At 54.4% G+C, this 25872-nt stretch carries 20 protein-coding genes, 1 tRNA gene and 3 rRNA genes; 8 read left to right on the forward strand and 16 right to left on the reverse strand.

The features are described from left to right. Positions 1 to 8 precede the first annotated feature (8 nt). Together glnG and SP68_RS28010 are read left to right on the forward strand one after the other, a co-directional pair. On the forward strand, positions 9 to 1418 hold the full coding sequence (glnG, locus tag SP68_RS25475; RefSeq protein ID WP_008807911.1) for a nitrogen regulation protein NR(I): 1410 nt from the start codon (positions 9 to 11) through the stop codon (positions 1416 to 1418). Between the two features lie 110 nt (positions 1419 to 1528). Beyond that, positions 1529 to 1639 (forward strand): YshB family small membrane protein, encoded by a 111-nt coding sequence (locus tag SP68_RS28010; protein WP_004152951.1) that lies wholly within the window; start codon positions 1529 to 1531, stop codon positions 1637 to 1639. Positions 1640 to 1678: 39 nt separating this feature from the next. On the opposite strand, the gene hemN is transcribed toward SP68_RS28010, so the two are convergent. Together hemN and yihI are read right to left on the reverse strand one after the other, a co-directional pair. After that, on the reverse strand, positions 1679 to 3052 hold the full coding sequence (gene hemN, locus SP68_RS25480; protein WP_040970646.1) for an oxygen-independent coproporphyrinogen III oxidase: 1374 nt from the start codon (positions 3050 to 3052) through the stop codon (positions 1679 to 1681). A 188-nt stretch (positions 3053 to 3240) separates the two neighbouring features. After that, positions 3241 to 3747, reverse strand: a complete 507-nt coding sequence (gene yihI / locus SP68_RS25485) for a Der GTPase-activating protein YihI (protein WP_008807913.1) — start codon at positions 3745 to 3747, stop codon at positions 3241 to 3243. Between the two features lie 584 nt (positions 3748 to 4331). On the opposite strand from yihI, the gene yihA reads away from it, so the two are divergent. After that, positions 4332 to 4964, forward strand: a complete 633-nt coding sequence (gene yihA, locus SP68_RS25490; RefSeq protein ID WP_040970644.1) for a ribosome biogenesis GTP-binding protein YihA/YsxC — start codon at positions 4332 to 4334, stop codon at positions 4962 to 4964. A 134-nt stretch (positions 4965 to 5098) separates the two neighbouring features. Here yihA and spfP read toward each other — a convergent pair whose 3' ends face one another. Then, entirely contained in the window at positions 5099 to 5146 is a 48-nt protein-coding gene (gene spfP, locus SP68_RS29230) for a small protein SpfP (RefSeq protein ID WP_071892919.1), read from the reverse strand. A 165-nt stretch (positions 5147 to 5311) separates the two neighbouring features. Then, complete coding sequence (gene polA / locus SP68_RS25495) at positions 5312 to 8104, reverse strand: DNA polymerase I (protein ID WP_012543290.1); 2793 nt, start codon at positions 8102 to 8104, stop codon at positions 5312 to 5314. Positions 8105 to 8500: 396 nt separating this feature from the next. On the opposite strand from polA, the gene SP68_RS25500 reads away from it, so the two are divergent. Continuing rightward, complete coding sequence (locus tag SP68_RS25500) at positions 8501 to 9400, forward strand: acyltransferase (RefSeq protein WP_008807916.1); 900 nt, start codon at positions 8501 to 8503, stop codon at positions 9398 to 9400. 49 nt (positions 9401 to 9449) lie between these two features. Here the strand turns inward: SP68_RS25500 and dsbA are convergent, their stop codons facing one another. The 3 genes from dsbA to SP68_RS25515 all read right to left on the reverse strand — a co-directional run bounded on the left by dsbA (position 9450) and on the right by SP68_RS25515 (position 11432). Then, the gene (gene dsbA, locus SP68_RS25505; RefSeq protein ID WP_040970641.1) at positions 9450 to 10073 is read right to left on the reverse strand and encodes a thiol:disulfide interchange protein DsbA; all 624 of its coding nucleotides are present in this window, start codon (positions 10071 to 10073) and stop codon (positions 9450 to 9452) included. 27 nt (positions 10074 to 10100) lie between these two features. Then, complete coding sequence (locus SP68_RS25510) at positions 10101 to 11087, reverse strand: serine/threonine protein kinase (protein WP_008807918.1); 987 nt, start codon at positions 11085 to 11087, stop codon at positions 10101 to 10103. A gap of 75 nt (positions 11088 to 11162) precedes the next feature. After that, entirely contained in the window at positions 11163 to 11432 is a 270-nt protein-coding gene (locus tag SP68_RS25515) for a YihD family protein (protein WP_002882612.1), read from the reverse strand. A 71-nt stretch (positions 11433 to 11503) separates the two neighbouring features. Between SP68_RS25515 and mobA the strand changes: the two genes are divergently transcribed. Beyond that, positions 11504 to 12085 (forward strand): molybdenum cofactor guanylyltransferase MobA, encoded by a 582-nt coding sequence (gene mobA / locus SP68_RS25520; protein ID WP_016162032.1) that lies wholly within the window; start codon positions 11504 to 11506, stop codon positions 12083 to 12085. Next, the gene (gene mobB / locus SP68_RS25525; protein ID WP_016162031.1) at positions 12082 to 12588 is read left to right on the forward strand and encodes a molybdopterin-guanine dinucleotide biosynthesis protein MobB; all 507 of its coding nucleotides are present in this window, start codon (positions 12082 to 12084) and stop codon (positions 12586 to 12588) included. The genes mobA and mobB overlap by 4 nt, the downstream gene beginning before the upstream one ends. A gap of 265 nt (positions 12589 to 12853) precedes the next feature. On the opposite strand, the gene rrf is transcribed toward mobB, so the two are convergent. The 4 genes from rrf to SP68_RS25550 form a co-directional block, all read right to left on the reverse strand. Continuing rightward, positions 12854 to 12969: ribosomal RNA gene (gene rrf, locus SP68_RS25535) — 5S ribosomal RNA — on the reverse strand. A 96-nt stretch (positions 12970 to 13065) separates the two neighbouring features. Continuing rightward, positions 13066 to 15969: ribosomal RNA gene (locus tag SP68_RS25540) — 23S ribosomal RNA — on the reverse strand. Between the two features lie 190 nt (positions 15970 to 16159). Beyond that, positions 16160 to 16235: transfer RNA gene (locus tag SP68_RS25545), tRNA-Glu, on the reverse strand. Between the two features lie 85 nt (positions 16236 to 16320). Beyond that, positions 16321 to 17860, reverse strand: a 16S ribosomal RNA gene (locus SP68_RS25550). Together the 16S, 23S and 5S rRNA genes with 1 tRNA gene alongside form the textbook arrangement of a ribosomal RNA operon. A gap of 477 nt (positions 17861 to 18337) precedes the next feature. On the opposite strand from SP68_RS25550, the gene SP68_RS25560 reads away from it, so the two are divergent. Together SP68_RS25560 and mdtD are read left to right on the forward strand one after the other, a co-directional pair. Continuing rightward, on the forward strand, positions 18338 to 19039 hold the full coding sequence (locus SP68_RS25560) for a FadR/GntR family transcriptional regulator (protein ID WP_008806704.1): 702 nt from the start codon (positions 18338 to 18340) through the stop codon (positions 19037 to 19039). Positions 19040 to 19051: 12 nt separating this feature from the next. Next, complete coding sequence (mdtD, locus tag SP68_RS25565) at positions 19052 to 20449, forward strand: multidrug transporter subunit MdtD (RefSeq protein WP_023298394.1); 1398 nt, start codon at positions 19052 to 19054, stop codon at positions 20447 to 20449. On the opposite strand, the gene rbsR is transcribed toward mdtD, so the two are convergent. From rbsR to rbsA, 5 genes are all read right to left on the reverse strand, one after another. Continuing rightward, entirely contained in the window at positions 20446 to 21438 is a 993-nt protein-coding gene (rbsR, locus tag SP68_RS25570) for a ribose operon transcriptional repressor RbsR (RefSeq protein ID WP_012543295.1), read from the reverse strand. The genes mdtD and rbsR overlap by 4 nt on opposite strands. Positions 21439 to 21441: 3 nt before the next feature. Next, positions 21442 to 22374, reverse strand: coding sequence for a ribokinase (rbsK, locus tag SP68_RS25575; protein WP_008806707.1), 933 nt, complete (start codon positions 22372 to 22374; stop codon positions 21442 to 21444). 100 nt (positions 22375 to 22474) lie between these two features. Then, entirely contained in the window at positions 22475 to 23365 is an 891-nt protein-coding gene (gene rbsB / locus SP68_RS25580) for a ribose ABC transporter substrate-binding protein RbsB (protein WP_008806708.1), read from the reverse strand. 27 nt (positions 23366 to 23392) lie between these two features. Further along, positions 23393 to 24358, reverse strand: coding sequence for a ribose ABC transporter permease (gene rbsC, locus SP68_RS25585; protein WP_008806709.1), 966 nt, complete (start codon positions 24356 to 24358; stop codon positions 23393 to 23395). Positions 24359 to 24363: 5 nt separating this feature from the next. Next, entirely contained in the window at positions 24364 to 25869 is a 1506-nt protein-coding gene (rbsA, locus tag SP68_RS25590; RefSeq protein ID WP_012543297.1) for a ribose ABC transporter ATP-binding protein RbsA, read from the reverse strand. Positions 25870 to 25872: the final 3 nt, after the last annotated feature.

The raw sequence follows: 25872 nt of genomic DNA on the forward strand, positions 1-25872 counted from the left end.
AGGTGTTTATGCAACGAGGGATAGCCTGGATCGTTGATGACGATAGCTCCATCCGCTGGGTGCTTGAACGCGCGCTCACCGGAGCCGGCTTGAGCTGCACAACGTTCGAAAGCGGCAATGAGGTGCTAGATGCCCTCACCACCAAAACCCCGGATGTACTGCTGTCAGATATCCGTATGCCGGGAATGGATGGTCTGGCGCTGCTCAAACAGATTAAGCAGCGTCATCCAATGCTTCCGGTCATCATAATGACCGCACATTCCGATCTGGACGCCGCGGTCAGCGCTTATCAGCAAGGCGCGTTTGATTATCTGCCCAAACCTTTTGATATTGATGAAGCCGTCGCCCTGGTCGACCGGGCGATAAGCCACTACCAGGAGCAGCAACAGCCGCGAAATGCGCCAATAAGCAGCCCAACTGCCGACATCATCGGCGAAGCGCCGGCAATGCAGGATGTCTTTCGCATTATTGGCCGTTTGTCGCGATCATCCATCAGCGTGCTGATTAATGGCGAATCCGGTACCGGTAAAGAGCTCGTCGCTCACGCCCTGCATCGTCATAGTCCACGTTCAAAAGCGCCGTTTATCGCACTGAATATGGCGGCAATACCCAAAGACCTGATTGAGTCCGAGCTGTTCGGGCATGAAAAAGGGGCCTTTACCGGCGCCAATACCGTCCGCCAGGGACGCTTCGAACAGGCTGACGGCGGCACGCTATTCCTGGATGAAATTGGCGATATGCCGCTTGATGTCCAGACTCGTCTGCTGCGCGTGCTGGCGGATGGCCAGTTTTATCGCGTGGGCGGTTACGCGCCGGTGAAGGTCGATGTGCGGATCATCGCCGCCACCCACCAGAACCTGGAACAGCGCGTGCAGGAGGGGAAATTCCGTGAAGATTTGTTCCACCGCCTGAACGTGATCCGGGTACATTTACCGCCGCTGCGCGAGCGCCGGGAAGATATTCCACGCCTGGCCCGCCATTTTCTGCAGATAGCCGCCCGCGAGCTCGGTGTTGAAGCCAAACAGCTGCATCCGGAAACGGAGACAGCGCTGACACGCCTGGCGTGGCCTGGCAACGTCCGTCAGCTGGAAAACACCTGTCGCTGGCTCACCGTCATGGCCGCCGGCCAGGAGGTACTGACGCAGGATCTGCCGAGCGAACTGTTTGAGACCACGGTTCCGGACAGCCCGACGCAGATGCAGCCCGACAGCTGGGCGACGCTGCTGGGTCAGTGGGCCGATCGGGCGTTGCGATCCGGTCATCAAAACCTGCTCTCAGAAGCGCAACCCGAAATGGAGCGCACGCTGCTGACGACCGCCCTGCGCCATACCCAGGGGCACAAGCAGGAGGCTGCGCGTCTGCTGGGATGGGGTCGTAATACCCTGACGCGTAAGCTAAAAGAGCTGGGAATGGAGTAGTGATTAACGGCATGATGAAAATTAGCCGTTCAGCGCAAAGTGCTGCTATTTTGTACTTTACTGTTCCGATGAGTTGAGTATGATCGTGCCCGGCATTAGGGGAGAGCATCATGTTTGAATCACTGGTGAGTATGATATCGAGCGGCGCCGCAGCCAGTCACACGCCACAAACGGCAGTCGCTGCCGTGCTGTGCGCTGCGCTGGTCGGGCTGTTCAGCTAATGGTTCCCCTCTCCTGCGGCCGCGGGAGAGGGGAAAACATTAAATGACCCGGGAGAACTGTTGCATCCGAGCTTTTTGCCGTAGATAGGCATCAAAGCACATGCAGATATTGCGGATCAGCAGTCGGCCTTTCGCCGTCACCTGAATGGCCTTATCATCCACAGCCACCAGCCCGTCATGCGCCAGCGGCGCCAGCAGCTTCAGGTCTTCGGCAAAATAAGACTGAAAATCCACATCCCACTGCGCCTCTACAGCCTCAATATCCAGACGGAAATTACAGATCAACGCCTTAATCACGTCGCGACGTAAACAGTCATCGCGGGTTAACGCGATCCCGCGCCATAGAGCGTCCCCTTGCTCTGCCACCTGCTGGTAGTACAGCTTCAGCTCTTTTTGGTTCTGGGCGTAGCTGTCACCAATCATGCTGATCGCGGACACGCCCATCCCCAGCAGATCGGTATCCCCCTGGGTGGTGTAACCCTGGAAATTGCGGTGCAGTATGCCATGACGTTGCGCGACCGCTAATTCATCGTCTGGGCGAGCAAAGTGGTCCATGCCGATAAACTGATAGCCTGCCGCCGTCAGCGAGCCGATGGTCTCCTGGAGGATCTCCAGCTTCTGTTCAGCGGTGGGCAGATCGGCATCTTTAATTTTGCGCTGTGCGGCAAAGAGCGTGGGCAGATGCGCATAGTTAAACACGCTCAGGCGGTCAGGATTGAGCTCGGCGACCTTTTGCAGGGTAAAGGCGAAGCTCTCCGGCGTTTGCTTCGGCAGGCCGTAGATGAGGTCGATATTGGTCGAGGTAAAACCAATCTCCCGCGCATGGTGGAGCAAATCAAAGATGAACGCTTCGTCCTGCTCACGGTTAACCAGGCGCTGAACCTCTTTATTGAAGTCCTGCACGCCCATACTCAGGCGGTTGAACCCCTCGGTGCGTAAATGATCGAGGACATCCAGCTCGATCTCACGTGGATCGACCTCAATGGAGATCTCGGCTTCCGCGCTGAAATGGAAGTGGCTGCGCAACAGATCCATCAGGCGACTGATTTGCGCCTTATTGAGATAGGTTGGCGTACCGCCACCCCAGTGCAGTTGCTTAACCTGGCGACTGGCAAACAGCGGCGCGCGGTGGATGATCTCCTGTTCAAGGACATCGAGATATTGATCGGCCTTATGCTGCTGACGGGTAACTATCTTATTGCAGCCGCAGAAATAACACAGCTTATGGCAAAACGGGATATGCACGTACAGCGACAGGGGACGCTGTGGGTAACGGGCCACAGCGGCATCGAATTCCGCCGCGCCAAATTGCGGTGAAAACTCCAGCGCGGTGGGATACGAGGTATAGCGCGGCCCGGAATAGTTATATTTCTGGATCAGGGCCAGATCCCAGTCGATTATCTGCTCAGACATGCTCACTCCTTCCGATGGTGCCGCCGACGGGTACGCCGTCCCGGCCCCACCGCACCGCGGGTCATGAGCCGGTTGCGCAGCCATTTCTGACGCCGCGACAACCGTCGTAGTTTAACGAATAACCACAGCAGATAACATATAACCAGAAGGGTTATAAGCAGTACCGGGAATCCGATGGGATGCAAATGTTAGTTTCCACCCTTCAGCAGACGCATCATATCTTCCTGACGCTCTTCCTCTTCTTCATCTTCGTCATCGTAAGAGAGGCCGAGCTGCTGCATCAGCTCATCAATGCGATCCAGTTTGGCGTCCACCCAGCTCTGCTCTTCAGCATTCAGGGTGCCCCCCTCTTCCAGACGTTCCAGCAGCGCGTCCAGGCGCTCATCATTCTCCAGCAACTCCAGCTCAGCCTGCGGTGAAAGCATAGGTTTCTCGCTCTTTGGTTTATGCTGCTTGGGGGCTGGGGTGCTGCTTTCGCTCACGCCCAGCGGGATCGGTTTTTTACTGCCGACGCGCGGGTCTTGCGTCTGGCTCTGTTTTTTGCCCGCTGAAGCCGCATCGCCGCCGTTCGCGCGACTGCCTGCCGCGTGGCCACGATGTTTCTTCTGCCGTTTGCGATCGCGAGCTTCCTGATTTAACTCTTCACGCGACTTGCGGCCGGATTTGCCACGGGTGGCGGATGTCGGTTTTTTCATGGTGTGTAATCTTCAGACAGTATTATTCAGTATAGAATTGAGGCGGAATCTAGCAGAAAGCAAGCAAAGAAAAAAGGCGACAGATTACTCTGTCGCCTTTTTCCTCACTGACCACCCTTAACGGGCTTCTTCTTTCCCTGTTCGCTAACGACTTACCCTGTCTTTCCCTTAGCGTCCAACGGTCCCTGTTTCTTCCTTTTCCCTTTGAAACGTCTCCAAGACGCGCGTCATCCTGACTATCCTGTGGTCTTCGCCTCCTGGCGCTTCCTGACCCCTCGTCCTGAGTCTTAATCCTTTCAGCATCCCCGCCGTTGTGTATTACTTTACCCTGTTGACAAAAATCGACAACCAGCCAGGCCGTTAAAAAAACATTTTCAGATTTCTCTATTTTTATAACTTGTTTTTTTTCAGTTAATTACATCTGTATCGTCTTATTTTTCTCAGGTATGTCCTATACGAAGAATAGTCAATGTCTCACAAACCATATGGTTTTTACTTACAGGAACGGCGTGCGGTAAAAACAGCCTTTTTCTGCTGTTCAGGTATAATCCCTGCCATAGCCTGTTTTAACGGAGACGACCGTCTTGACCAACTGGAATTATCAACTGACGCACTTTGTCACTAGCGCGCCAGATATCCGCCATCTTCCTGCCGATACCGGCATTGAAGTGGCGTTCGCCGGCCGCTCCAACGCGGGAAAATCCAGCGCGCTAAATACGCTGACCAACCAGAAGAGCCTGGCGCGTACCTCCAAGACTCCTGGACGTACGCAGCTGATTAACCTGTTCGAAGTCGCCGAGGGCAAACGCCTGGTTGACCTGCCCGGCTATGGTTATGCGCAAGTACCTGAAGAGATGAAGATCAAGTGGCAGCGCGCGCTGGGAGAGTACCTGGAAAAACGTCTGTGCCTGAAGGGCCTGGTGGTGCTAATGGATATTCGCCACCCGCTTAAAGATCTCGATCAGCAAATGATCGAGTGGGCGGTAGAAAGCGATATTCAGGTGCTGGTGCTGTTGACCAAAGCCGATAAGCTCGCCAGCGGCGCGCGTAAAGCGCAAGTGAATATGGTGCGTGAAGCGGTACTGGCCTTCAATGGCGATATTCAGGTTGAACCTTTCTCTTCGCTGAAAAAATCTGGCGTGGATAAGCTGCGACAGAAGCTGGATAGCTGGTTTAAAGAAATCCCGCCGCAAGAAGCCGTTGAAGACGCCGAGTAACCCCCGCTTTTTCCGGATAACGGCGCGTAGCGCCCTATCCGGACGTTCATATTACGCGCTTTTAACTGCATCAAACTTTTCTTTCGCGCAATAAAAAACGCCCCGGTCATAAATGACCGGGGCGGCTAAAATATTCAGCCAAATCCGATTACGTGAAGTAAAAGGTCTGAAAGATAGAACATCTTACCTCTGTACCCTACGCGATTAACTCTACTCTTCTTTCGCTCACGGATAAAGCATTTTTTGTAGTTTTTTTTCACTATTTACATAGCAAATTCAAATGATCCTCACAAAACGCTATAAGTTATGTTGCTTACTTACAGAAAATCGCTTTGCGCTTTGTATACTTAGTGCGCTTGATCCCAGTTTTCGCCACTACCGACTTCCACCAGCAGCGGCACCGCCAGCGTAGTGCTGTTCTCCATCAGTTCATGGATTTTTTTCGACACGGCATCGAGCTCATCTTTATGCACTTCAAAGACCAGTTCATCGTGAACCTGCATGATCATCCGCACGCGAGGTTGCTCCTTCCGCAGCCATTCATCAACAGCAATCATCGCCCGCTTGATAATGTCTGCCGCTGTCCCCTGCATCGGGGCGTTGATCGCCGCACGTTCCGCGCCGGCGCGACGGGCACCATTGCTGGATTTAATATCCGGCAGATAGAGTCGACGGCCATCCAGCGTTTCAACGTACCCTTGCTCTTTCGCCTGAGCGCGGGTGCGCTCCATATACTCCAGGACGCCCGGGTAACGCTCGAAATAAAGATCCATATACTTCTGTGCTTCTTTACGCGGGATGTTCAGCTGGCGGGCCAGGCCGAAGGCGCTCATGCCATAGATGAGACCGAAGTTGATGGCTTTCGCACTGCGGCGTTGTTCGCTGCTGACGCTGTCCAGTGGTAAGCCAAACACTTCAGCCGCCGTCGCCCGGTGAATATCCTTCCCTTCTGCGAAAGCGGTCAGCAGGCCTTTATCCCGCGACAGGTGCGCCATAATACGCAGTTCGATTTGCGAGTAGTCCGCTGAGACAATGACGTAATCTTCCGGCGCGATAAACGCCTGGCGAATGCGCCGTCCTTCTTCGTTACGCACTGGAATATTTTGCAGGTTTGGATCGGTAGACGACAAACGGCCTGTGGCAGTAACCGCCTGATGATAGGAGGTATGCACGCGCCCCGTTTTAGGGTTAATCATCAGCGGCAGTTTATCGGTATAGGTCGACTTCAGTTTCGCCAGCCCGCGATACTCCAGAATCACTTTTGGCAACGGATAATCCAGCGCCAGCTCCTCCAGGACCTCTTCAGACGTGGATGGCGCGCCACCCGGCGTTTTCTTCAGCGGCTTGATACCCTGTTTCTCAAACAGGATCGTTTGCAGCTGTTTAGTGGAGGAGAGATTAAACGCTTCCCCGGCAATCTCATGTGCGCGCTGCTCCAGCTCAACCAGACGCTGGGCGATCTCCTGGGAATGCGCATGCAGCACGGCAGGGTCGATTTTCACGCCATTGCGCTCAACCCGAGACAGCACCGGCACCAGCGGCATTTCGATATGCTTAAAGATATTCAGCGGACCTTCATGCTGCTGCAGCTTCGGCCACATCTTCAGATGCAGCTGGAGCGTGACGTCGGCATCTTCCGCCGCGTAGCGGCCAGCCTCCTCCAGTGCAATCTGGTTAAAGGTGAGCTGGTTCTTACCTTTACCAGCGATCTCTTCAAAGGTAATGGTTTTATGCTTCAGCCAGCGGTCGGAAAGACTGTCCATATCGTGGCGGCCCGCCACGCTGTCGAGAATGTAGGATTCCAGCATGGTATCGAACGCAATCCCGCGCAGCTCAATGTCATAGTTGGCCAAAATACCGCGATCGTATTTGAGATTTTGCCCGACCTTGAGCAGCTTCTCATCCTCCAGCAGCGGTTTAAGTAACGCCAGTACGCGCTCGCGGGGGATCTGATCCGGCGCATCAAGATAATCATGCGCCACAGGGACATAGGCGGCCACGCCAGGCTCAACAGCGAATGAAAGACCGACCATATTGGCAGAGATATTATCCAGGCTGTCGGTTTCCGTATCAAAGGCAAAGAGCGGCGCTTGCTTCAGCTTATCGATCCAGGTGACCAGCGTGGCCTCATCAAGGATAGTGACGTAGTGCTCTGCTGAAAGGGCGGAGGCCGGTTCATCCTCTGCTTCTGCCTGTGCCGCTGCCGCAGGCTCTGCAGGTTTAGCGGCCGGTTTGCCGCCCTTCGCTTGCAGCCATTTCCCGGCCTCGACGTCGGTTGTCCAGCGCTTAAACTCATACTGCCTGAACAGCGCCAGCAGATCGTCAGCCGCCGGAGGCTGCACCTCCAGCTCTTCGCACGTGAGCTCCAGCTCGACGTCGGTTTTAATGGTCGCCAGCTGATAAGAGAGATAAGCCACGTCCTTGTTCTGCTCCAGCTTCGCCGCCATCGTTTTCGCGCCGCGGAAGCTCAGTGCAGCAATTTTCTCCGGTTCCGCATACAGCGTATCAAGGCCGCCAAGGCCTTGCAGCAGCGCCTGGGCGGTCTTCTCGCCCACGCCCGGCACGCCAGGAATGTTATCCGAAGAGTCGCCCATCAGTGCCAGGAAATCGATAATCAGCTCCGGCGGGACGCCATACTTGGAGACCACCTCATCCGGTCCAAGGATGGTGTTAGTCATGGTATTGATTAGGGTGATCCCCGGCGTCACCAGCTGAGCCATGTCTTTATCACCGGTGCTGATCAGCACCGGACGACCCGCCCTTTCCGCTTCCCGCGCCAGGGTGCCAATCACATCGTCGGCTTCAACACCCGGAACCGCCATTAGCGGCAGCCCCATCGCTTTCACCATCTTATGCAACGGCTCAATCTGCGCGCGCAGATCGTCCGGCATCGGCGGGCGGTGGGACTTGTAATGTTCGAACAATTCATCACGGAAGGTTTTCCCTTTCGCATCAAAGACCACGACGGCGTGAGTCGGTTGATACTGCAGGATCAAACTGCGCAGCATATTCAGTACGCCGTACATAGCCCCGGTCGGCTCCCCTGCGCTGTTAGTCAGCGGCGGAAACGCATGATACGCCCGATAAAGATAGGATGAGCCGTCAACGAGGATGAGAGGGTTTTCTGGGATCTGAACCATAATTTCCGTGCCTGTTTATCAGATTATGGGTAAAGGATGCCACAGACGGGCATGAAATCCTGAATTTTTCCCGCATTTCGCGGAAAAGATTCAACGATCGTCGCGATCGCATAAGAACTTTGCTTGTGGATAACTTTGTGTATAGTTTTACAGCGTCAGCTTTACCGCCCCTGAAAATAAATGAACAAATACTATTACTCTTTATATATCAGTTAATTAAAAACAGATCGACGATCCTGGCATCAATTTGATGACCCAATGTTCCATGTGGATAGAAGATCCTTGTTTTTTTCTGTTCTCGTAAGACCCGTCATTTGCCGCGTTTTCTGGTAAAATCAGCCCCTTGCGCAGCTTAAAGGCGCTCTTTGTCAGCCTAACTTTCTGAATAAACTAACTATGTCGAGATTACTCGCTGCGATAACACTTCCGCTGAGTATCGCCTTAACCATCTTAGTCACCATTATCTGCTCTGTACCGATCATCGTCGCCGGGCTGATTAAACTGCTGGTCCCCATTCCAGCGGTATGGCGCTCTATATCTGTTTTTTGCAATTTTATGATGTATTGCTGGTGCGAAGGGCTGGCGCTGCTGTTGCATCTCAATCCCTGGCTTAAATGGGACGTCGAGGGTCTGGAAGGCTTAAATAAAAAGAACTGGTATCTGCTGATCAGTAACCACCATAGCTGGGCAGATATCGTGGTGCTGTGCGTGCTGTTCCGCAAGCATATTCCGATGAATAAGTACTTCCTTAAACAACAGCTGGCGTGGGTACCCTTCATCGGCCTCGCCTGCTGGGCGTTGGATATGCCCTTTATGCGCCGCTATTCACGCAGTTACCTTATTAGACACCCGGAACGCCGCGGTAAAGATGTCGAAACCACCCGCCGTTCATGTGAAAAATTTCGCGCGCATCCGACGACTATCGTCAATTTTGTGGAAGGCTCGCGTTTTACCGAAGCCAAAAAGCACGAGACGCGCTCGCCTTACGATAACCTGCTACCGCCTAAAGCGGCAGGTATCGCCATGGCGTTAAACGTGCTCGGTTCGCAGTTCGATAAACTACTGAATGTCACGCTGTGCTACCCGGAGAATAATACAAAGCCGTTTTACGATATGTTAAGCGGCCGCCTGACGCGCATTGTAGTACGTATCAATCTGGTTCCTATTGGTGAAGAGCTGCACGGCGATTACGTTAACGATAAGAACTTTAAGCGCGGCTTCCAGCGCTGGCTCAATGGGCTATGGGAAGAGAAAGACCGTCAGTTGACTGACATCATGCGGGACAAAGAAAGGTAGTCACTGCCAGAATAGCTAAGGTAACGCCGGTCAGTGACCGGCGTTTTTTTTATTTCTTCTCTACCAGTTGCTTCACGGTATCCGCATACTGAGCGACGAAGACATCCATATTGCTGGTGTCCATCCCCTGCGGGTTCAGCTGGTATTTACCATTAACATACATAGCCGGTACCCCCTGCAGCTGCAGATCGGCTGCCGCTTTCTCTTGCTGAGCGACCAGAGATTTCACCACGAAGCTATTCCATGCGGCATCGTAGTCTTCCCCTTTCACGCCAGCGTCGACAAACACTTTACGAATGTCAGCCACGCTCTGCACGGTCTGGGTTTTCTGCACGGCTTCGAACATCGGCGCAGTAATTTTATCTTCAACACCCAGCGCGATGGCCACCGCCCACGCCCGCGTCAGATCCTTGCCCAGAGGGCCCAGGAACTCAACGTGGTATTTGGTCATTTTGGTGCCTTCCGGCAGTTTCTGACGCACATTGTCAGAAACATGCAGCACTTCTTCAAACTGGTAGCAGTGCGGGCAGTAGAATGAGAAGAACTCGAGCACCTGCGGCTCGCCAGCAATCGGCTTATCAAGGGTAATGTACTGCTTGCCATCGGTGATCTGGGCAGCGGATGCACTAAAAGCCAGAATCATACCAGCCAGCGCCAGCCAAACTTTTTTCATGATTTACTCTCTCCTGGATATATCACATTAATACATTGGCGTTAACTGAAGCGGGGGTTCCTGTAGAACCTTCACCTGCTCAAGAAAAGTCGACGTCTGCCCCCGCCAGTAATCCTCCCCGGTTAACCAGGGGAAATTGACCGGGAAAGCGGGATCGTCCCAGCGTCTGAGCAACCACGCCAGATAATAAACCAGTCGCATAGCGCGTAAAGGTTCAATTAGCGCGATTTCATCGCTGTTAAAGGGGCTGAATTCCTCATAGGCCTCGACAATGGTCTCCAGCTGCATACGCTGTTCAGCCTTATCACCGTTGAGCAGCATCCACAGATCCTGAATCGCCGGGCCGGTTCGCGCATCGTCTAAGTCGACAAACAGTGGCCCGTCGCGCCAGAGGATATTACCCGCATGGCAGTCACCGTGCAGGCGTAACGTGTTCCCGCGGCCGTGCCATTGCTCCATGACGGCAGCAATGAGTTTATCGGTCGCCTTCAGGAAATCGGCCTTCAGGCCAGAGGGGATCAGCGTCGCCTGTTCAAATACCTGGCGCGGTTCCAGCAGGTACTCCTGGACGCCAATTTCCGGGCGGGCAGTAAAGCGCTGTTTGCGGCCCGTCTGGTGCAGGCGCCCCAGATAGCGGCCAACCCATTCCATCTGATCAAGGTTATCCGCTTCAAACTGACGACCGCCAAGGCTTGGGAAAACGGCAAAGTAGAATCCCTGATGCTGATGAAGCGTGCTGTCGTTAAAGAAGAGCGGCGCAGCAACGGGCACTTCATCTTCTACAAGCTGAAGTGCAAACTGGTGTTCTTCAAGGATCTGTTCTGCGGACCAGCGCTCAGGACGATAGAACTTTACCACATAGCGATGGCGCTCTTCGTCCTGGAACTGATAAACGCGGTTCTCATAGCTGTTTAGCGGGGTGAGACCGGAGTCCACCCGCATACCCAGATCGAATAACCCATCGATAATGGTATCCGGGCGAAGCGTCTGAAAAGTAAAAGCCTTATCGTGCATCCTGACATCCGATAATCGTACGAATAGTTCAGGATATCATCTCATTGCACTTTACGCGGCAGCGCTTACAACCTTTTACTCTTTTATTACCCCGCGGGCGCGCAGCAGCGCGGTTTTAAAGTCCTCTTCATAATCCTTCTGAATACCAGGAATGACGGCATCTTTAGAAGAGTCACGCATCTTCAGGTGATAGATCAGAATATCGTCGGAAAGATCGCTCAGTTCGCCATCATAGCCAGCCTCTTTCGCCAGTTTCTGCAAAAATTGCATCAGATTCAGTTCAGGCTCTTTCTGCCAGGCAGGCTGGAGGAGTTCAATTACTTCATTCAGACGTTTACATTTCATGGTCATGCTCCTTACTCTTGATAGGGACAAGTTAACAGGGTCAATCCCACAATGAAAGAGGCGATATTCAGATGCAAAGCGAGGCGATAACCGGCGTCGTGCTGGCAGGCGGCAAAGCCACGCGAATGGGCGGCATTGATAAAGGATTACAGGCGCTAAATGGTCGCCCTCTCTGGCGTCACGTCGCGGAGACATTAGCCCCGCAGGTAGATGAGTTAGTCATTAGCGCCAATCGTCATCTTGAACAGTGGCGTGCCAGCGGATATCCGGTCTTTCGAGACATACAGGAGGGTTATCAGGGGCCGCTGGCCGGAATGCTTGCTGTGATGCAGCAGGTCGCGAGCCCATGGTTTGTTTTTTGCCCCTGCGACACGCCGTTCATTCCATCCTTTTTGGTGGAGCGCTTTATCCAGCAGAAAGGGGCCGCACCGGTCGTTTGGGCCCATGACGGCGAACGGGATCATCCCGCCGTTGCATTAGTTCATCGTCAAATCATTCCGGAACTGGAGGCTTATCTGGCTCATGGAGAGCGCAGGGTGATGGTCTTTATGCGACAAGTGGGTGGGCGCCCGGTGAATTTCAGCGATGTGAAATCAGCGTTCATCAATGTAAATACGCTTGAAGATTTGCAGCAGATGCAGGAGCCATCATGACCCCATTACTGGCGATCGCCGCATGGAGCGGTACCGGAAAAACAACATTATTAAAGCGTCTTATCCCTGAGCTTTGCGTCAGAGGTCTGCGTCCCGGGCTGATAAAACATACCCATCATGATATGGACGTCGATAAGCCCGGCAAAGATAGCTATGAATTACGTAAGGCGGGCGCTGCGCAGACTATTGTCGCCAGCGAACAGCGCTGGGCGTTGATGACGGAGACGCCAGAGACGCCGGGATTAGATCTCACGTGGCTTGTCAGTCGAATGGATGTCAGCAAACTGGACCTGGTTTTAGTGGAGGGGTTCAAACATGAACCCGTGCCGAAGATCCTACTTTTTCGGCAAAACAGCGGCCATCGTGTAGAAGAGCTGATAATTGATGAACATACCATCGCCGTGGCCAGCGATATGCCCATCGCGACCTCGCTTCCGCAGTTGGATTTAAATGATATTCAACAGATCGCGACATTTATTGCGAATTGGTTAGAGAGGCATTAGCAGTTTATCGGTAGGGTTGCTTCTTAACACAGACGTTAATGAATGGCATCGGCAGACAGGGGCCTCCCCGAAGGCGGTGCTGCGCACCTTGTCCGGGCTACAGGTCGTGCAGGGCGGGTGCGAATCCGTAGCCCCGGTAAGCGCAGCGCCACCGGGGAGACATACCCACACAGCAAAAAACCCCGCACCTTTCGGGACGGGGTTCTTGTTAAAACGCAAAAACAAAAAGCTCAGTCTTTCGGCTGAGCTTTCTGCTTTATTTGATGCCTGGCAGTTCCCTACTCTCACATGGGGAGACCCCACACTACCATCGGCGCTACGGCGTTTCACTTCTGAGTTCGGCATGGGGTCAGGTGGGACCACCGCGCTGTCGCCGCCAGGCAAATTCTGTTTTCAACACGTCTCACGGACGCATCGAGTAATCTGTATCAGAGCTGAAAATCTTCTCTCAAATCGCCAAAACAGCTTCGGCGTTGTAAGGTTAAGCCTCACGGTTCATTAGTACCGGTTAGCTCAACGCATCGCTGCGCTTACACACCCGGCCTATCAACGTCGTCGTCTTCAACGTTCCTTCAGGAGACTTAAAGTCTCAGGGAGAACTCATCTCGGGGCAAGTTTCGTGCTTAGATGCTTTCAGCACTTATCTCTTCCGCATTTAGCTACCGGGCAGTGCCATTGGCATGACAACCCGAACACCAGTGATGCGTCCACTCCGGTCCTCTCGTACTAGGAGCAGCCCCCCTCAATTCTCCAGCGCCCACGGCAGATAGGGACCGAACTGTCTCACGACGTTCTAAACCCAGCTCGCGTACCACTTTAAATGGCGAACAGCCATACCCTTGGGACCTACTTCAGCCCCAGGATGTGATGAGCCGACATCGAGGTGCCAAACACCGCCGTCGATATGAACTCTTGGGCGGTATCAGCCTGTTATCCCCGGAGTACCTTTTATCCGTTGAGCGATGGCCCTTCCATTCAGAACCACCGGATCACTATGACCTGCTTTCGCACCTGCTCGCGCCGTCACGCTCGCAGTCAAGCTAGCTTATGCCATTGCACTAACCTCCTGATGTCCGACCAGGATTAGCTAACCTTCGTGCTCCTCCGTTACTCTTTGGGAGGAGACCGCCCCAGTCAAACTACCCACCAGACACTGTCCGCAACCCCGATAAGGGGCCTACGTTAGAACATCAAACATTAAAGGGTGGTATTTCAAGGTTGGCTCCACGCAGACTGGCGTCCACGCTTCAAAGCCTCCCACCTATCCTACACATCAAGGCTCAATGTTCAGTGTCAAGCTATAGTAAAGGTTCACGGGGTCTTTCCGTCTTGCCGCGGGTACACTGCATCTTCACAGCGAGTTCAATTTCACTGAGTCTCGGGTGGAGACAGCCTGGCCATCATTACGCCATTCGTGCAGGTCGGAACTTACCCGACAAGGAATTTCGCTACCTTAGGACCGTTATAGTTACGGCCGCCGTTTACCGGGGCTTCGATCAAGAGCTTCTCCTTACGGATAACCCCATCAATTAACCTTCCGGCACCGGGCAGGCGTCACACCGTATACGTCCACTTTCGTGTTTGCACAGTGCTGTGTTTTTAATAAACAGTTGCAGCCAGCTGGTATCTTCGACTGGTCTCAGCTCCATCCGCAGGGACTTCACCTACACACCAGCGTGCCTTCTCCCGAAGTTACGGCACCATTTTGCCTAGTTCCTTCACCCGAGTTCTCTCAAGCGCCTTGGTATTCTCTACCTGACCACCTGTGTCGGTTTGGGGTACGATTCAATGTTACCTGATGCTTAGAGGCTTTTCCTGGAAGCAGGGCATTTGTTACTTCAGCACCGTAGTGCCTCGTCATCACACCTCAGCGTTAAAAGGTACCGGATTTACCTGGAACCTCCGCCTACATGCTTAAACCGGGACAACCGTCGCCCGGCTAACATAGCCTTCTCCGTCCCCCCTTCGCAGTAACACCAAGTACAGGAATATTAACCTGTTTCCCATCGACTACGCCTTTCGGCCTCGCCTTAGGGGTCGACTCACCCTGCCCCGATTAACGTTGGACAGGAACCCTTGGTCTTCCGGCGAGCGGGCTTTTCACCCGCTTTATCGTTACTTATGTCAGCATTCGCACTTCTGATACCTCCAGCAACCCTCACAGGTCACCTTCGCAGGCTTACAGAACGCTCCCCTACCCAACAACACATAGTGTCGCTGCCGCAGCTTCGGTGCATGGTTTAGCCCCGTTACATCTTCCGCGCAGGCCGACTCGACCAGTGAGCTATTACGCTTTCTTTAAATGATGGCTGCTTCTAAGCCAACATCCTGGCTGTCTGTGCCTTCCCACATCGTTTCCCACTTAACCATGACTTTGGGACCTTAGCTGGCGGTCTGGGTTGTTTCCCTCTTCACGACGGACGTTAGCACCCGCCGTGTGTCTCCCGTGATAACATTCTTCGGTATTCGTAGTTTGCATCGGGTTGGTAAGTCGGGATGACCCCCTAGCCGAAACAGTGCTCTACCCCCGAAGATGAATTCACGAGGCGCTACCTAAATAGCTTTCGGGGAGAACCAGCTATCTCCCGGTTTGATTGGCCTTTCACCCCCAGCCACAAGTCATCCGCTAATTTTTCAACATTAGTCGGTTCGGTCCTCCAGTTAGTGTTACCCAACCTTCAACCTGCCCATGGCTAGATCACCGGGTTTCGGGTCTATACCCTGCAACTTAACGCCCAGTTAAGACTCGGTTTCCCTGCGGCTCCCCTATACGGTTAACCTTGCTACAGAATATAAGTCGCTGACCCATTATACAAAAGGTACGCAGTCACACCCGAAGGTGCTCCCACTGCTTGTACGTACACGGTTTCAGGTTCTTTTTCACTCCCCTCGCCGGGGTTCTTTTCGCCTTTCCCTCACGGTACTGGTTCACTATCGGTCAGTCAGGAGTATTTAGCCTTGGAGGATGGTCCCCCCATATTCAGACAGGATACCACGTGTCCCGCCCTACTCTTCGAGTTCACAACCTGTGCATTTTGGTGTACGGGACTATCACCCTGTACCGTCGGACTTTCCAGACCGTTCCACTAACACACAAGCTGATTCAGACTCTGGGCTGCTCCCCGTTCGCTCGCCGCTACTGGGGGAATCTCGGTTGATTTCTTTTCCTCGGGGTACTTAGATGTTTCAGTTCCCCCGGTTCGCCTCGTTAACCTATGTATTCAGTTAACGATAGTGCAACGAATTGCACTGGGTTTCCCCATTCGGACATCGCCGGCTATAACGGTTCATATCACCTTACCGACGCTTTTCGCAGATTAGCACGTCCTTCATCGCCTCTGACTGCCAGGGCATCCACCGTGTACGCTTAGTCGCTTAACCTCACAACCCGAAGATGTTTCGTAAAACATCATCGTGTCGCGAAAATTTGAGAGACTCGAACACACATTAACTGTGTGTCGTTTCAATTTTCAGCTTGATCCAGATTTTTAAAGAGCAAATATCTCAAACATCACCCGAAGATGAGTTTTGAGATACATCGGCACGCGTCTTTCACTCACGAACCAGCAAGTGGCGTCCCCTAGGGGATTCGAACCCCTGTTACCGCCGTGAAAGGGCGGTGTCCTGGGCCTCTAGACGAAGGGGACACTGAAGTCTCAATCGCAAGACGCCTTGCTTCTTTACTTTCATCAGACAATCTGTGTGGACACTACAAAGGCAGGTTCTTTAAGGTAAGGAGGTGATCCAACCGCAGGTTCCCCTACGGTTACCTTGTTACGACTTCACCCCAGTCATGAATCACAAAGTGGTAAGCGCCCTCCCGAAGGTTAAGCTACCTACTTCTTTTGCAACCCACTCCCATGGTGTGACGGGCGGTGTGTACAAGGCCCGGGAACGTATTCACCGTAGCATTCTGATCTACGATTACTAGCGATTCCGACTTCATGGAGTCGAGTTGCAGACTCCAATCCGGACTACGACATACTTTATGAGGTCCGCTTGCTCTCGCGAGGTCGCTTCTCTTTGTATATGCCATTGTAGCACGTGTGTAGCCCTGGTCGTAAGGGCCATGATGACTTGACGTCATCCCCACCTTCCTCCAGTTTATCACTGGCAGTCTCCTTTGAGTTCCCGGCCTAACCGCTGGCAACAAAGGATAAGGGTTGCGCTCGTTGCGGGACTTAACCCAACATTTCACAACACGAGCTGACGACAGCCATGCAGCACCTGTCTCACAGTTCCCGAAGGCACCAATCCATCTCTGGAAAGTTCTGTGGATGTCAAGACCAGGTAAGGTTCTTCGCGTTGCATCGAATTAAACCACATGCTCCACCGCTTGTGCGGGCCCCCGTCAATTCATTTGAGTTTTAACCTTGCGGCCGTACTCCCCAGGCGGTCGATTTAACGCGTTAGCTCCGGAAGCCACGCCTCAAGGGCACAACCTCCAAATCGACATCGTTTACAGCGTGGACTACCAGGGTATCTAATCCTGTTTGCTCCCCACGCTTTCGCACCTGAGCGTCAGTCTTTGTCCAGGGGGCCGCCTTCGCCACCGGTATTCCTCCAGATCTCTACGCATTTCACCGCTACACCTGGAATTCTACCCCCCTCTACAAGACTCTAGCCTGCCAGTTTCGAATGCAGTTCCCAGGTTGAGCCCGGGGATTTCACATCCGACTTGACAGACCGCCTGCGTGCGCTTTACGCCCAGTAATTCCGATTAACGCTTGCACCCTCCGTATTACCGCGGCTGCTGGCACGGAGTTAGCCGGTGCTTCTTCTGCGGGTAACGTCAATCGACAAGGTTATTAACCTTATCGCCTTCCTCCCCGCTGAAAGTGCTTTACAACCCGAAGGCCTTCTTCACACACGCGGCATGGCTGCATCAGGCTTGCGCCCATTGTGCAATATTCCCCACTGCTGCCTCCCGTAGGAGTCTGGACCGTGTCTCAGTTCCAGTGTGGCTGGTCATCCTCTCAGACCAGCTAGGGATCGTCGCCTAGGTGAGCCGTTACCCCACCTACTAGCTAATCCCATCTGGGCACATCTGATGGCATGAGGCCCGAAGGTCCCCCACTTTGGTCTTGCGACGTTATGCGGTATTAGCTACCGTTTCCAGTAGTTATCCCCCTCCATCAGGCAGTTTCCCAGACATTACTCACCCGTCCGCCGCTCGTCACCCGAGAGCAAGCTCTCTGTGCTACCGCTCGACTTGCATGTGTTAGGCCTGCCGCCAGCGTTCAATCTGAGCCATGATCAAACTCTTCAATTTAAGTTTGATGCTCGTGAATTAAACTTCGTAATGAATTACGCATGTTCACTCAGAGACTTGGTATTCATTTTTCGTCCGAGGACGTTAAGAATCCATGTCACTTTGAGTGCCCACACAGATTGTCTGATAAATTGTTAAAGAGCAGTGCCGCTTCGTTTTTCGCTGCGGCGCGGGGTGTGCATATTACGCTTTCCCGCTTCAGAGTCAAGCATTTATTTTTGCTTTTCTCTGCGAGGTTCTCACCGGAACCCCGCTGACCCGGCGGCTTGCTTGCCGTTGTTCCGTGTCAGTGGAGGCGCATTATAGGGAGTAATTCTGAGGTGACAAGGGGAAATTCAAAAAAACTTTTCAACCGTCTCTTTTTTCAACAATGCGGCGAGGAATGTCGCAAAAAACCGCCGTTTTGCTGTTTTAACCGACGAAACGGGACGCCTGGTGGCATACTGTTAGAGTAAAGAAAAGAAAGGAACGGCATTTATGTCTTTAAGCGCACAGCAACTGGCGGCACAAAAGAACATCTCCTGGGTACTGGCCGAGAAGCTCGCCCAAAAAATACTGACTGGCGAATATCAGCCTGAAAGCATTCTTCCCGGCGAGATGGAGTTGGGGGAGCAGTTCGGTGTGAGCCGTACCGCCGTCCGTGAAGCGGTGAAGACGCTAACGGCAAAAGGCATGTTGCTGCCCCGCCCTCGCATTGGCACCCGGGTGATGCCGCGCAGCAGTTGGAACTTCCTGGATAAGGAACTCCTGTCCTGGTGGCTAACAGAAGATAACTTCGAAGAAGTGGTGAGCCACTTTCTCGTCATGCGCAGCAGCCTGGAGCCCCAGGCCTGTTTTCTCGCTGCCGCTAACGGCACCGCAGAACAAAAAGCGCAGCTCAATACTTTAATGGAAGAGATGATTGCCTTGAAACGTCATTTTCAGCGCGATCGCTGGATAGAGGTCGATATGGCCTGGCATGAACATATCTATGAAATGAGCGGTAATCCTTTCCTCAGCTCATTCGCTTCTTTATTTCATTCCGTCTACCACACCTACTTCACGTCGATTACGCAAAATGAAGTAGTGAAGCTGGATCTCCACCAGGCGATTGTCGATGCCATTCTCAACAGTGATGCGCCAGGTGCCTTGCTCGCCTGCCAGGCGTTGTTGAACGCCCCTCACCCCGTAAATCAATAACAAGGAATTGGCATGAGCGGAAAAAAAGGGCGCAGTATGGCTGGCCTGCCGTGGATCGCGGCGATGGCCTTCTTTATGCAGGCGCTGGATGCCACCATTCTTAACACCGCCCTCCCGGCTATTGCCCACAGTCTTAATCGTTCTCCCTTAGCGATGCAGTCGGCCATTATCAGCTATACGCTGACGGTAGCGATGCTGATCCCGGTCAGCGGCTGGCTGGCCGATCGCTTCGGCACGCGCCGGGTCTTTATCATCGCTGTTAGCTTGTTCACTTTGGGGTCTCTCGCCTGCGCGCTCTCCAGCTCATTAATGGAGCTGGTCATTTTTCGGGTGATTCAGGGGATCGGCGGGGCGATGATGATGCCGGTGGCGAGGCTGGCGCTGCTGCGCGCCTATCCCCGCAGCGAGCTGCTTCCGGTACTGAACTTTGTGACCATGCCAGGTCTGGTGGGGCCGATACTGGGCCCGGTGCTCGGCGGGGTGTTTGTCACCTGGGCCAGCTGGCATTGGATTTTCCTGATAAACATTCCCATCGGGGTGATTGGCATTCTGTATGCCCGCAAATTCATGCCAAATTTCACGACGCCGCGCAGGCGCTTCGATATAACCGGTTTTCTGTTATTTGGCTTAAGCCTGGTACTGTTTTCCAGCGGTATTGAACTGTTTGGAGAAAAAATCGTGGCGACATGGCTGGCGCTGGCCGTGATTGCCGTCAGTCTGTTACTGCTCGTGGCCTATGTTCGCCACGCGCGCCGCCATCCGGCGCCGCTTATCTCGCTCTCTTTATTTAAGACGCATACTTTCTCAGTCGGCATTGCTGGCAACCTTGCCACGCGTTTGGGTACCGGCTGTGTGCCATTTCTGATGCCGCTGATGCTGCAGGTTGGCTTCGGCTATCCGGCCATTATCGCCGGCTGTATGATTGCCCCTACCGCTATCGGCTCCATTATTGCGAAATCTACCGTTACCCAGGTGCTGCGCTGGTTTGGCTATCGTAAGACCCTGGTGGGGATCACGGTATTTATTGGCCTCATGATTGCCCAGTTCTCGCTGCAGTCGCCAGAGATGCCGCTGTGGATGCTTCTTCTGCCACTGTTTGTGCTGGGGATGGCGATGTCCACGCAGTTCACCTCGATGAATACCATTACGCTGGCCGATCTGACGGATGACAATGCCAGCAGCGGTAACAGCCTGCTGGCGGTGACCCAGCAGCTTTCAATCAGTCTCGGGGTGGCCATCAGCGCTGCGGTGCTGCGCTTCTATGAAGGTTTTGACAATGCCAGCACGGTACAGCAGTTTCACTACACCTTTATAACCATGGGCGTGATCACCATCGTGTCGGCGCTGATGTTTATGCTGTTAAGAGCGAAAGATGGCCGTAATCTGATTAGCGAGCGGCACAAACGCTAAGCGGAGCCACGAACCACCAGCTCCGGCGTTAACTGAACGCGTTGCTGCTTTTGCTGCGGATCGGCCATTCGATGGATCAGCACATCGATGGCCAGTTCTCCCAGCTCATCTTTTGGCTGGTGAATGGTGGTCAACGGCGGTGTCATATAGCGTGCGAGCTCAATATCATCGTAGCCCACCAGCGCCATGTCCTGCGGAATGTGCAAACCGGCCTGGTACAACGCCTGATAAGCGCCAACCGCCATGGCATCGTTGCCGACAAATACCGCCTGCGGCCGCTGCGGCAAAGCCAGCAGCTGCTGCATCGCGCTAAACCCGCCGCCAAACTCAAAATCACTGGTCACCACGTATCCGTCGGCAACCGGCAGGCCGCAGCGCGCCATCGCAGCATGGTAACCTTCAAGGCGCAGACGCGCCGGGGTTTTATCCAGCGGGCCGGCAATACAGGCAATGCGCGAATGCCCCTGGTCAATCAGATACTGGGTCGCCATATCGCCGCCAAGCAGCGAGTTATCCTGAATCAGATCGCTATCGCCATCAAAGGGAGCCCAGTCCATCATGACCGTCGGTACCGATGGATAGCGCTGCATAATTTCCGGAGAGGGCTGATGGGTCTCCGTGCACAGCAGCAGTAGTCCATCGACGCGTTTTTGCATTAGCGTCTCCAGATTACGATTCATTCGCTGCTCATCACCTTCCGTATTACAGAGTACGAGGCTATAACCCCGCTCAAAACAGCTGCGCTCCACGCCCCGCACCAGCTCCGAATAAAACGGATTGGTACTGGCAGTGATGAGCATGCCGATGGTACGGGTTTGATTAAGCTTAAGGCTACGCGCCAGCGCAGAGGGGGCGTAGTTGAGGCTTTTGATCGCAGCGTCTACTTTGGCGGTAATCGCCTCACTGACAAAGCGGTCCTTATTGATGACGTGTGACACCGTCGATGTGGAAACGCCCGCGACGCGGGCCACATCTTTCATCGTAGCCAAGCATTACCCCTGTTGCGCTAAAAATTCATCAATCTCTGTGCGCCACGGCACGGATGGCTGCGCGCCTTTGCGGGTCACGGCGATCGCCGCCGCGGCATGCGCAAAACGGATCGCTTCCGGCAGGGAAGTCCCTTCCAGCAACGCGGTTACCAGCGCGCCGTTAAAGGTATCGCCGGCAGCGATAGTATCAATGGCCTGCACACGAAAACCCGGGATCCGACGACTTTCGCCTTCGGCACTGAGCCAGACGCCGCGGCTGCCGAGGGTGATCATCACCGTACCAATGCCTTTGGCATGCAGCACGTCGGCGGCTTTTGCCGCATCCTCGTCGCTCTCAACGCGAATACCGGTCAGCTTTTCCGCTTCGGTTTCGTTGGGGGTAATGATATCCACCAGCGCCAGCAGTTCATCGGACAGTTCACGCGCTGGCGCGGGATTAAGCACCACGGTGGTCTGATGGCGATGGGCGATTTTCGCCGCCGCCAACACGCTCTCCAGCGGCGACTCCAGCTGCATTAACAGCGCCTGTGCGCTGGCGATACGTTCCTTTTCCGCCTCAACCTGGGAGACGGAAAGCGCCGCATTGGCGCCGGCATGAATACCGATGACATTCTCACCTTCGGCGTTAACGAAGATTAACGCCACGCCGGTCGCTTCCCCGGCGACTGCGCGCACAGGCGCCACGTCGATTTTATCGCTCGCCAGCTGGCGGCGGATGCGTTCTCCGATGTCGTCATCGCCGGTGCAGGCGATAAACGCGATATCCGCTCCGCTGCGCCCGGCGGCGACCGCCTGGTTGGCCCCTTTACCACCGAAAGCCACCTGATAATGGTTGCCGGTGACGGTTTCGCCCGGCGTCGGGAAAGCGTCAAGGTTAAGAATGTGATCGGCATTGATACTGCCAAGGACGACAAGTTTGCCTGCAGTTTTCATCATTTCTGTTCCCGGGAAAGCGCGCCACCGGGATCCGGTGGCGCATGCCCTGCTTTTCTTTTTTTATATTGTCCCTCGGACCGTTGCCAGTCCGAATCGCATTTTACTGCTTAACGACCAGCTTCAGCTCAACCGGGTAGTTAGCTTCCACTTTTTCGCCCTTCAGTACCTTATCAGCCGTCTCAACGCCTTTCGCGCCGATCTGCTCCGGCAACTGTGCGACGGTCGCCGCCAGTTTGCCACTGTTTACTGCTTTTTCGCCATCCGGAGTGCCGTCAAATCCAACCACCATCACATCGGACTTGCCTGCGGTCTGCAGCGCGCGCAGGGCGCCCAGCGCCATTTCATCATTTTGCGCGAATACCGCCTGCACGTCAGGATGTGCGGTCAACAGGTTCTGCATCACGTTCAGCCCTTTGGTACGGTCGAAATCGGCCGGCTGGCTGGCCAGGACGTTAAACTTGTGCGCCGCCACGGCCTGTTTAAAGCCTTCGCCGCGCTCGCGCGCCGCAGAAGTCCCGGCAATGCCCTGCAGCTCAATGACTTTCGCACTTTCACCCACTTTTTTCGCGATGTAATCGCCAGCCATTTTTCCGCCCTGCACGTTGTCAGACGCAATGTGGCTCACGACATCGCCTTTTGTGGCCTGACGGTCAAGGGTGATGACCGGGATTTTCGCCTGGTTTGCCATCTTCACGGCGTTGCCGACGGCATCAGAGTCGGTGGGGTTGATCAGCAGCAGCCTGGCGCCGCGCACCGTCAAATCCTGGACGTTCGCCAGCTCTTTCGCCGGGTTGTTCTGGGAGTCCAGCACCACCAGGTTGTAGCCCAGCTTGTCAGCTTCTTTTTGCGCGCCGTCTTTCAGCGACACGAAGAACGGGTTATTCAGGGTAGAGATAACCAGAGCGATGGTGTCTTTGGCCATCGCGTTTGCGCTGACGGTCGCACTTAGCGCAACAGCAGAGACCAGGGTCGCCAGTTTTTTCATATTCATAGTTAAGATGTCCTGTAGAGTTCTCAGTTACTGCTTTTTGTTATCTACCAGTACCGCCAGCAAAATCACCACCGCTTTAACGATCATCTGGTAATAGGAAGAAACGCCTAAAAGATTAAGACCATTATTCAGGAAGCCAAGGATCAGCGCGCCAATCAGCGTGCCGACAATGCGTCCTTTGCCGCCCGCGAGGCTGGTGCCACCGAGCACCACCGCCGCAATGGCATCCAGCTCATAGCCCGTCCCCGCCGTCGGCTGCGCGGAGGAGAGACGCGCCACTTCGATGATCCCGGCCAGCGACGCCAGCATCCCGCACAAGGCGTAGACGATAATTTTGACTTTATTGACGCTAATCCCGGACAGACGCGTCGCCGCTTCATTACCGCCCAGCGCGTAAATATAACGGCCCAGGCGAGTATGGTGCAGCATGTACCAGGCCGCCAGGAAGACAATCGCCATGATCCATACCGGCGTCGGGATCCCCAGCGGACGCCCGATGCCAAACCAGCCAAACAGATCGGCGTTATCGCTAAAGCCGGTGTTGATCGGACTGCCGTTGGTGTACACCATGGTCACGCCGCGCAGCAGCAGCATCATCACCAGGGTAGCGATGAAGGCCTGCACGCGGCCTTTCGCCACAATCACCCCGGTGACTGCGCCGATCGCGGCACCCAATGCGAGGGCAGCAGCGACCGCCACCAGCGCATTAACCTCAATGCCGACAATCGACGCCGCCACCGCACCGGTGAGCGCCAACAGGGAGCCGACGGACAGGTCGATCCCCGAGGTCAGTATGACCAGCGTCATCCCTACCGCCATGATGGCGTTAACGGAGGTCTGTTGCAGGATATTGAACAGGTTATTGACGGTAAAAAAGTTGGGGCTCATGGTCGATACCACCGCGATCAGCACCAGCAGGGCAATCAGCGATTTTTGCTCCATCAGCCACGCTTTCGTGAAATAACGGCGACCAGTAACAGCCTGGGTTGTCATCTTTCTTACTCCTGATTCACACGGTTAAGCTTGCCCACAGCGGCAGCCATCAATACTTCCTGGGTGGCCTGCTCGCGTGTGAATTCACCGCCGAGATGCCCTTCATGCATCACAATGATGCGATCGCTCATGCCCAACACCTCCGGCATCTCAGAGGAGACCAGAATGATGCTCAGGCCATCGGCTTTGAACTGATTGATGAGCTGGTAGATCTCTTTCTTCGCCCCGACGTCGACGCCGCGGGTCGGTTCATCAAGGATCAGCACCTTTGGCCGGGTCATCAGCCCGCGGGCAATGGCGACCTTTTGCTGGTTGCCGCCGGAAAGCAGGCCGATTGCCTGCTCCATGGACGGCGTTTTGACGTTAAACAGCCGAATGAAATCACTGACCGCCTGCTGTTCATCTTTATGCTTAAGGCTGCCGCCCGCCCGGCTGAAGTAGCGTAGCGCCGTCAGGGACATATTTTCTTTTACCGACATCCCGAGAACCAGGCCATCGCGCTTACGATCTTCGGAGATATAGACAATGCCGTTCGCCAGACCGTCCTGCGGCGAGCGGGTCACCACTTCATGGCCATCCAGCGTCACGGAGCCGCTGCTGCGCGGCAGCGCGCCGTACAGCACTTTCATCAGTTCGGTCCGTCCGGCGCCCATCAGCCCGGCGACACCCAGGATTTCCCCCTGGCGCAAGGTAAAGGTCACGTTTTCCACGCCCGGGCCGCAGAGATTATCGACCTTCAGGCGCACCGCGCCCGGCGCCTTATCGAGATGTGGATATTGATCTTCCAGCTTACGGCCGACCATCATCTCGATCAGTCGGTCCTCATCCAGCGAAGCCACTTCGCGCTCGGCGATAAACTGCCCGTCACGAAAGACGGTCACGTCGTCGCAAATCTCGAAGATCTCTTTCATACGGTGGGAGATATAGACGATGCCGCGCCCCTGCGACTTCAGTTCGCGGATGACGCGGAACAGCGATTCGGTTTCGGTATCGGTCAGCGCATCGGTCGGTTCATCCATAATGATGACTTTCGATTCAAAGCTCAGCACTTTGGCGATCTCCACCATTTGCTGATCGCCAATCGACAGATCGCCCACCAGCTTCTGGCTGTTAAAGCGGAGATTCAGCTTTGCCAGCAGCTTGTCGGCTTCGGCATACATCTGCTTCCAGTCGATTTTGCCAAAACGGTTAACAAATTCGCGACCAAGGAAGATGTTCTCGGCAATCGTCAATTGCGGGATCAGGTTCAGTTCCTGGTGGATGATACCGATCCCGGCTTCCTGGGAGGATTTGGGGCCGTTAAAGGTCGTCTCTTTGCCTAACCACAGCAAAGAGCCGGCATCACGGGTGTAGATCCCGGTCAGCACCTTCATCATGGTGGATTTGCCGGCGCCATTTTCCCCTACCAGCGCCATCACCCGACCGGCATAGACATTCAGCGCCGCGCCGGAGAGCGCCTTGACGCCAGGGAACGCTTTATCGATCCCTTTTAGTTGCAATAAGGCTTCCATGGC

This window comes from Klebsiella variicola (assembly GCF_000828055.2).
Taxonomy (GTDB): Bacteria; Pseudomonadota; Gammaproteobacteria; order Enterobacterales; family Enterobacteriaceae; genus Klebsiella; species Klebsiella variicola.

Excerpts from the sequence above, each read along its gene's own strand:
- SP68_RS25500 (WP_008807916.1), top strand. The coding sequence starts at position 8,501 with ATGTCGAGATTACTCGCTGCGATAACACTTCCGCTGAGTATCGCCTTA.
- glnG (WP_008807911.1), top strand. The coding sequence starts at position 9 with ATGCAACGAGGGATAGCCTGGATCGTTGATGACGATAGCTCCATCCGC.
- rbsC (WP_008806709.1), bottom strand. The coding sequence starts at position 24,358 with ATGACAACCCAGGCTGTTACTGGTCGCCGTTATTTCACGAAAGCGTGG.
- dsbA (WP_040970641.1), bottom strand. The coding sequence starts at position 10,073 with ATGAAAAAAGTTTGGCTGGCGCTGGCTGGTATGATTCTGGCTTTTAGT.
- mobA (WP_016162032.1), top strand. The coding sequence starts at position 11,504 with ATGCAAAGCGAGGCGATAACCGGCGTCGTGCTGGCAGGCGGCAAAGCC.
- mdtD (WP_023298394.1), top strand. The coding sequence starts at position 19,052 with ATGAGCGGAAAAAAAGGGCGCAGTATGGCTGGCCTGCCGTGGATCGCG.
- SP68_RS28010 (WP_004152951.1), top strand. The coding sequence starts at position 1,529 with ATGTTTGAATCACTGGTGAGTATGATATCGAGCGGCGCCGCAGCCAGT.
- yihI (WP_008807913.1), bottom strand. The coding sequence starts at position 3,747 with ATGAAAAAACCGACATCCGCCACCCGTGGCAAATCCGGCCGCAAGTCG.
- hemN (WP_040970646.1), bottom strand. The coding sequence starts at position 3,052 with ATGTCTGAGCAGATAATCGACTGGGATCTGGCCCTGATCCAGAAATAT.
- rbsB (WP_008806708.1), bottom strand. The coding sequence starts at position 23,365 with ATGAATATGAAAAAACTGGCGACCCTGGTCTCTGCTGTTGCGCTAAGT.
- SP68_RS25510 (WP_008807918.1), bottom strand. The coding sequence starts at position 11,087 with ATGCACGATAAGGCTTTTACTTTTCAGACGCTTCGCCCGGATACCATT.
- polA (WP_012543290.1), bottom strand. The coding sequence starts at position 8,104 with ATGGTTCAGATCCCAGAAAACCCTCTCATCCTCGTTGACGGCTCATCC.
- rbsK (WP_008806707.1), bottom strand. The coding sequence starts at position 22,374 with ATGATGAAAACTGCAGGCAAACTTGTCGTCCTTGGCAGTATCAATGCC.
- rbsA (WP_012543297.1), bottom strand. The coding sequence starts at position 25,869 with ATGGAAGCCTTATTGCAACTAAAAGGGATCGATAAAGCGTTCCCTGGC.
- mobB (WP_016162031.1), top strand. The coding sequence starts at position 12,082 with ATGACCCCATTACTGGCGATCGCCGCATGGAGCGGTACCGGAAAAACA.
- SP68_RS25515 (WP_002882612.1), bottom strand. The coding sequence starts at position 11,432 with ATGAAATGTAAACGTCTGAATGAAGTAATTGAACTCCTCCAGCCTGCC.
- SP68_RS25560 (WP_008806704.1), top strand. The coding sequence starts at position 18,338 with ATGTCTTTAAGCGCACAGCAACTGGCGGCACAAAAGAACATCTCCTGG.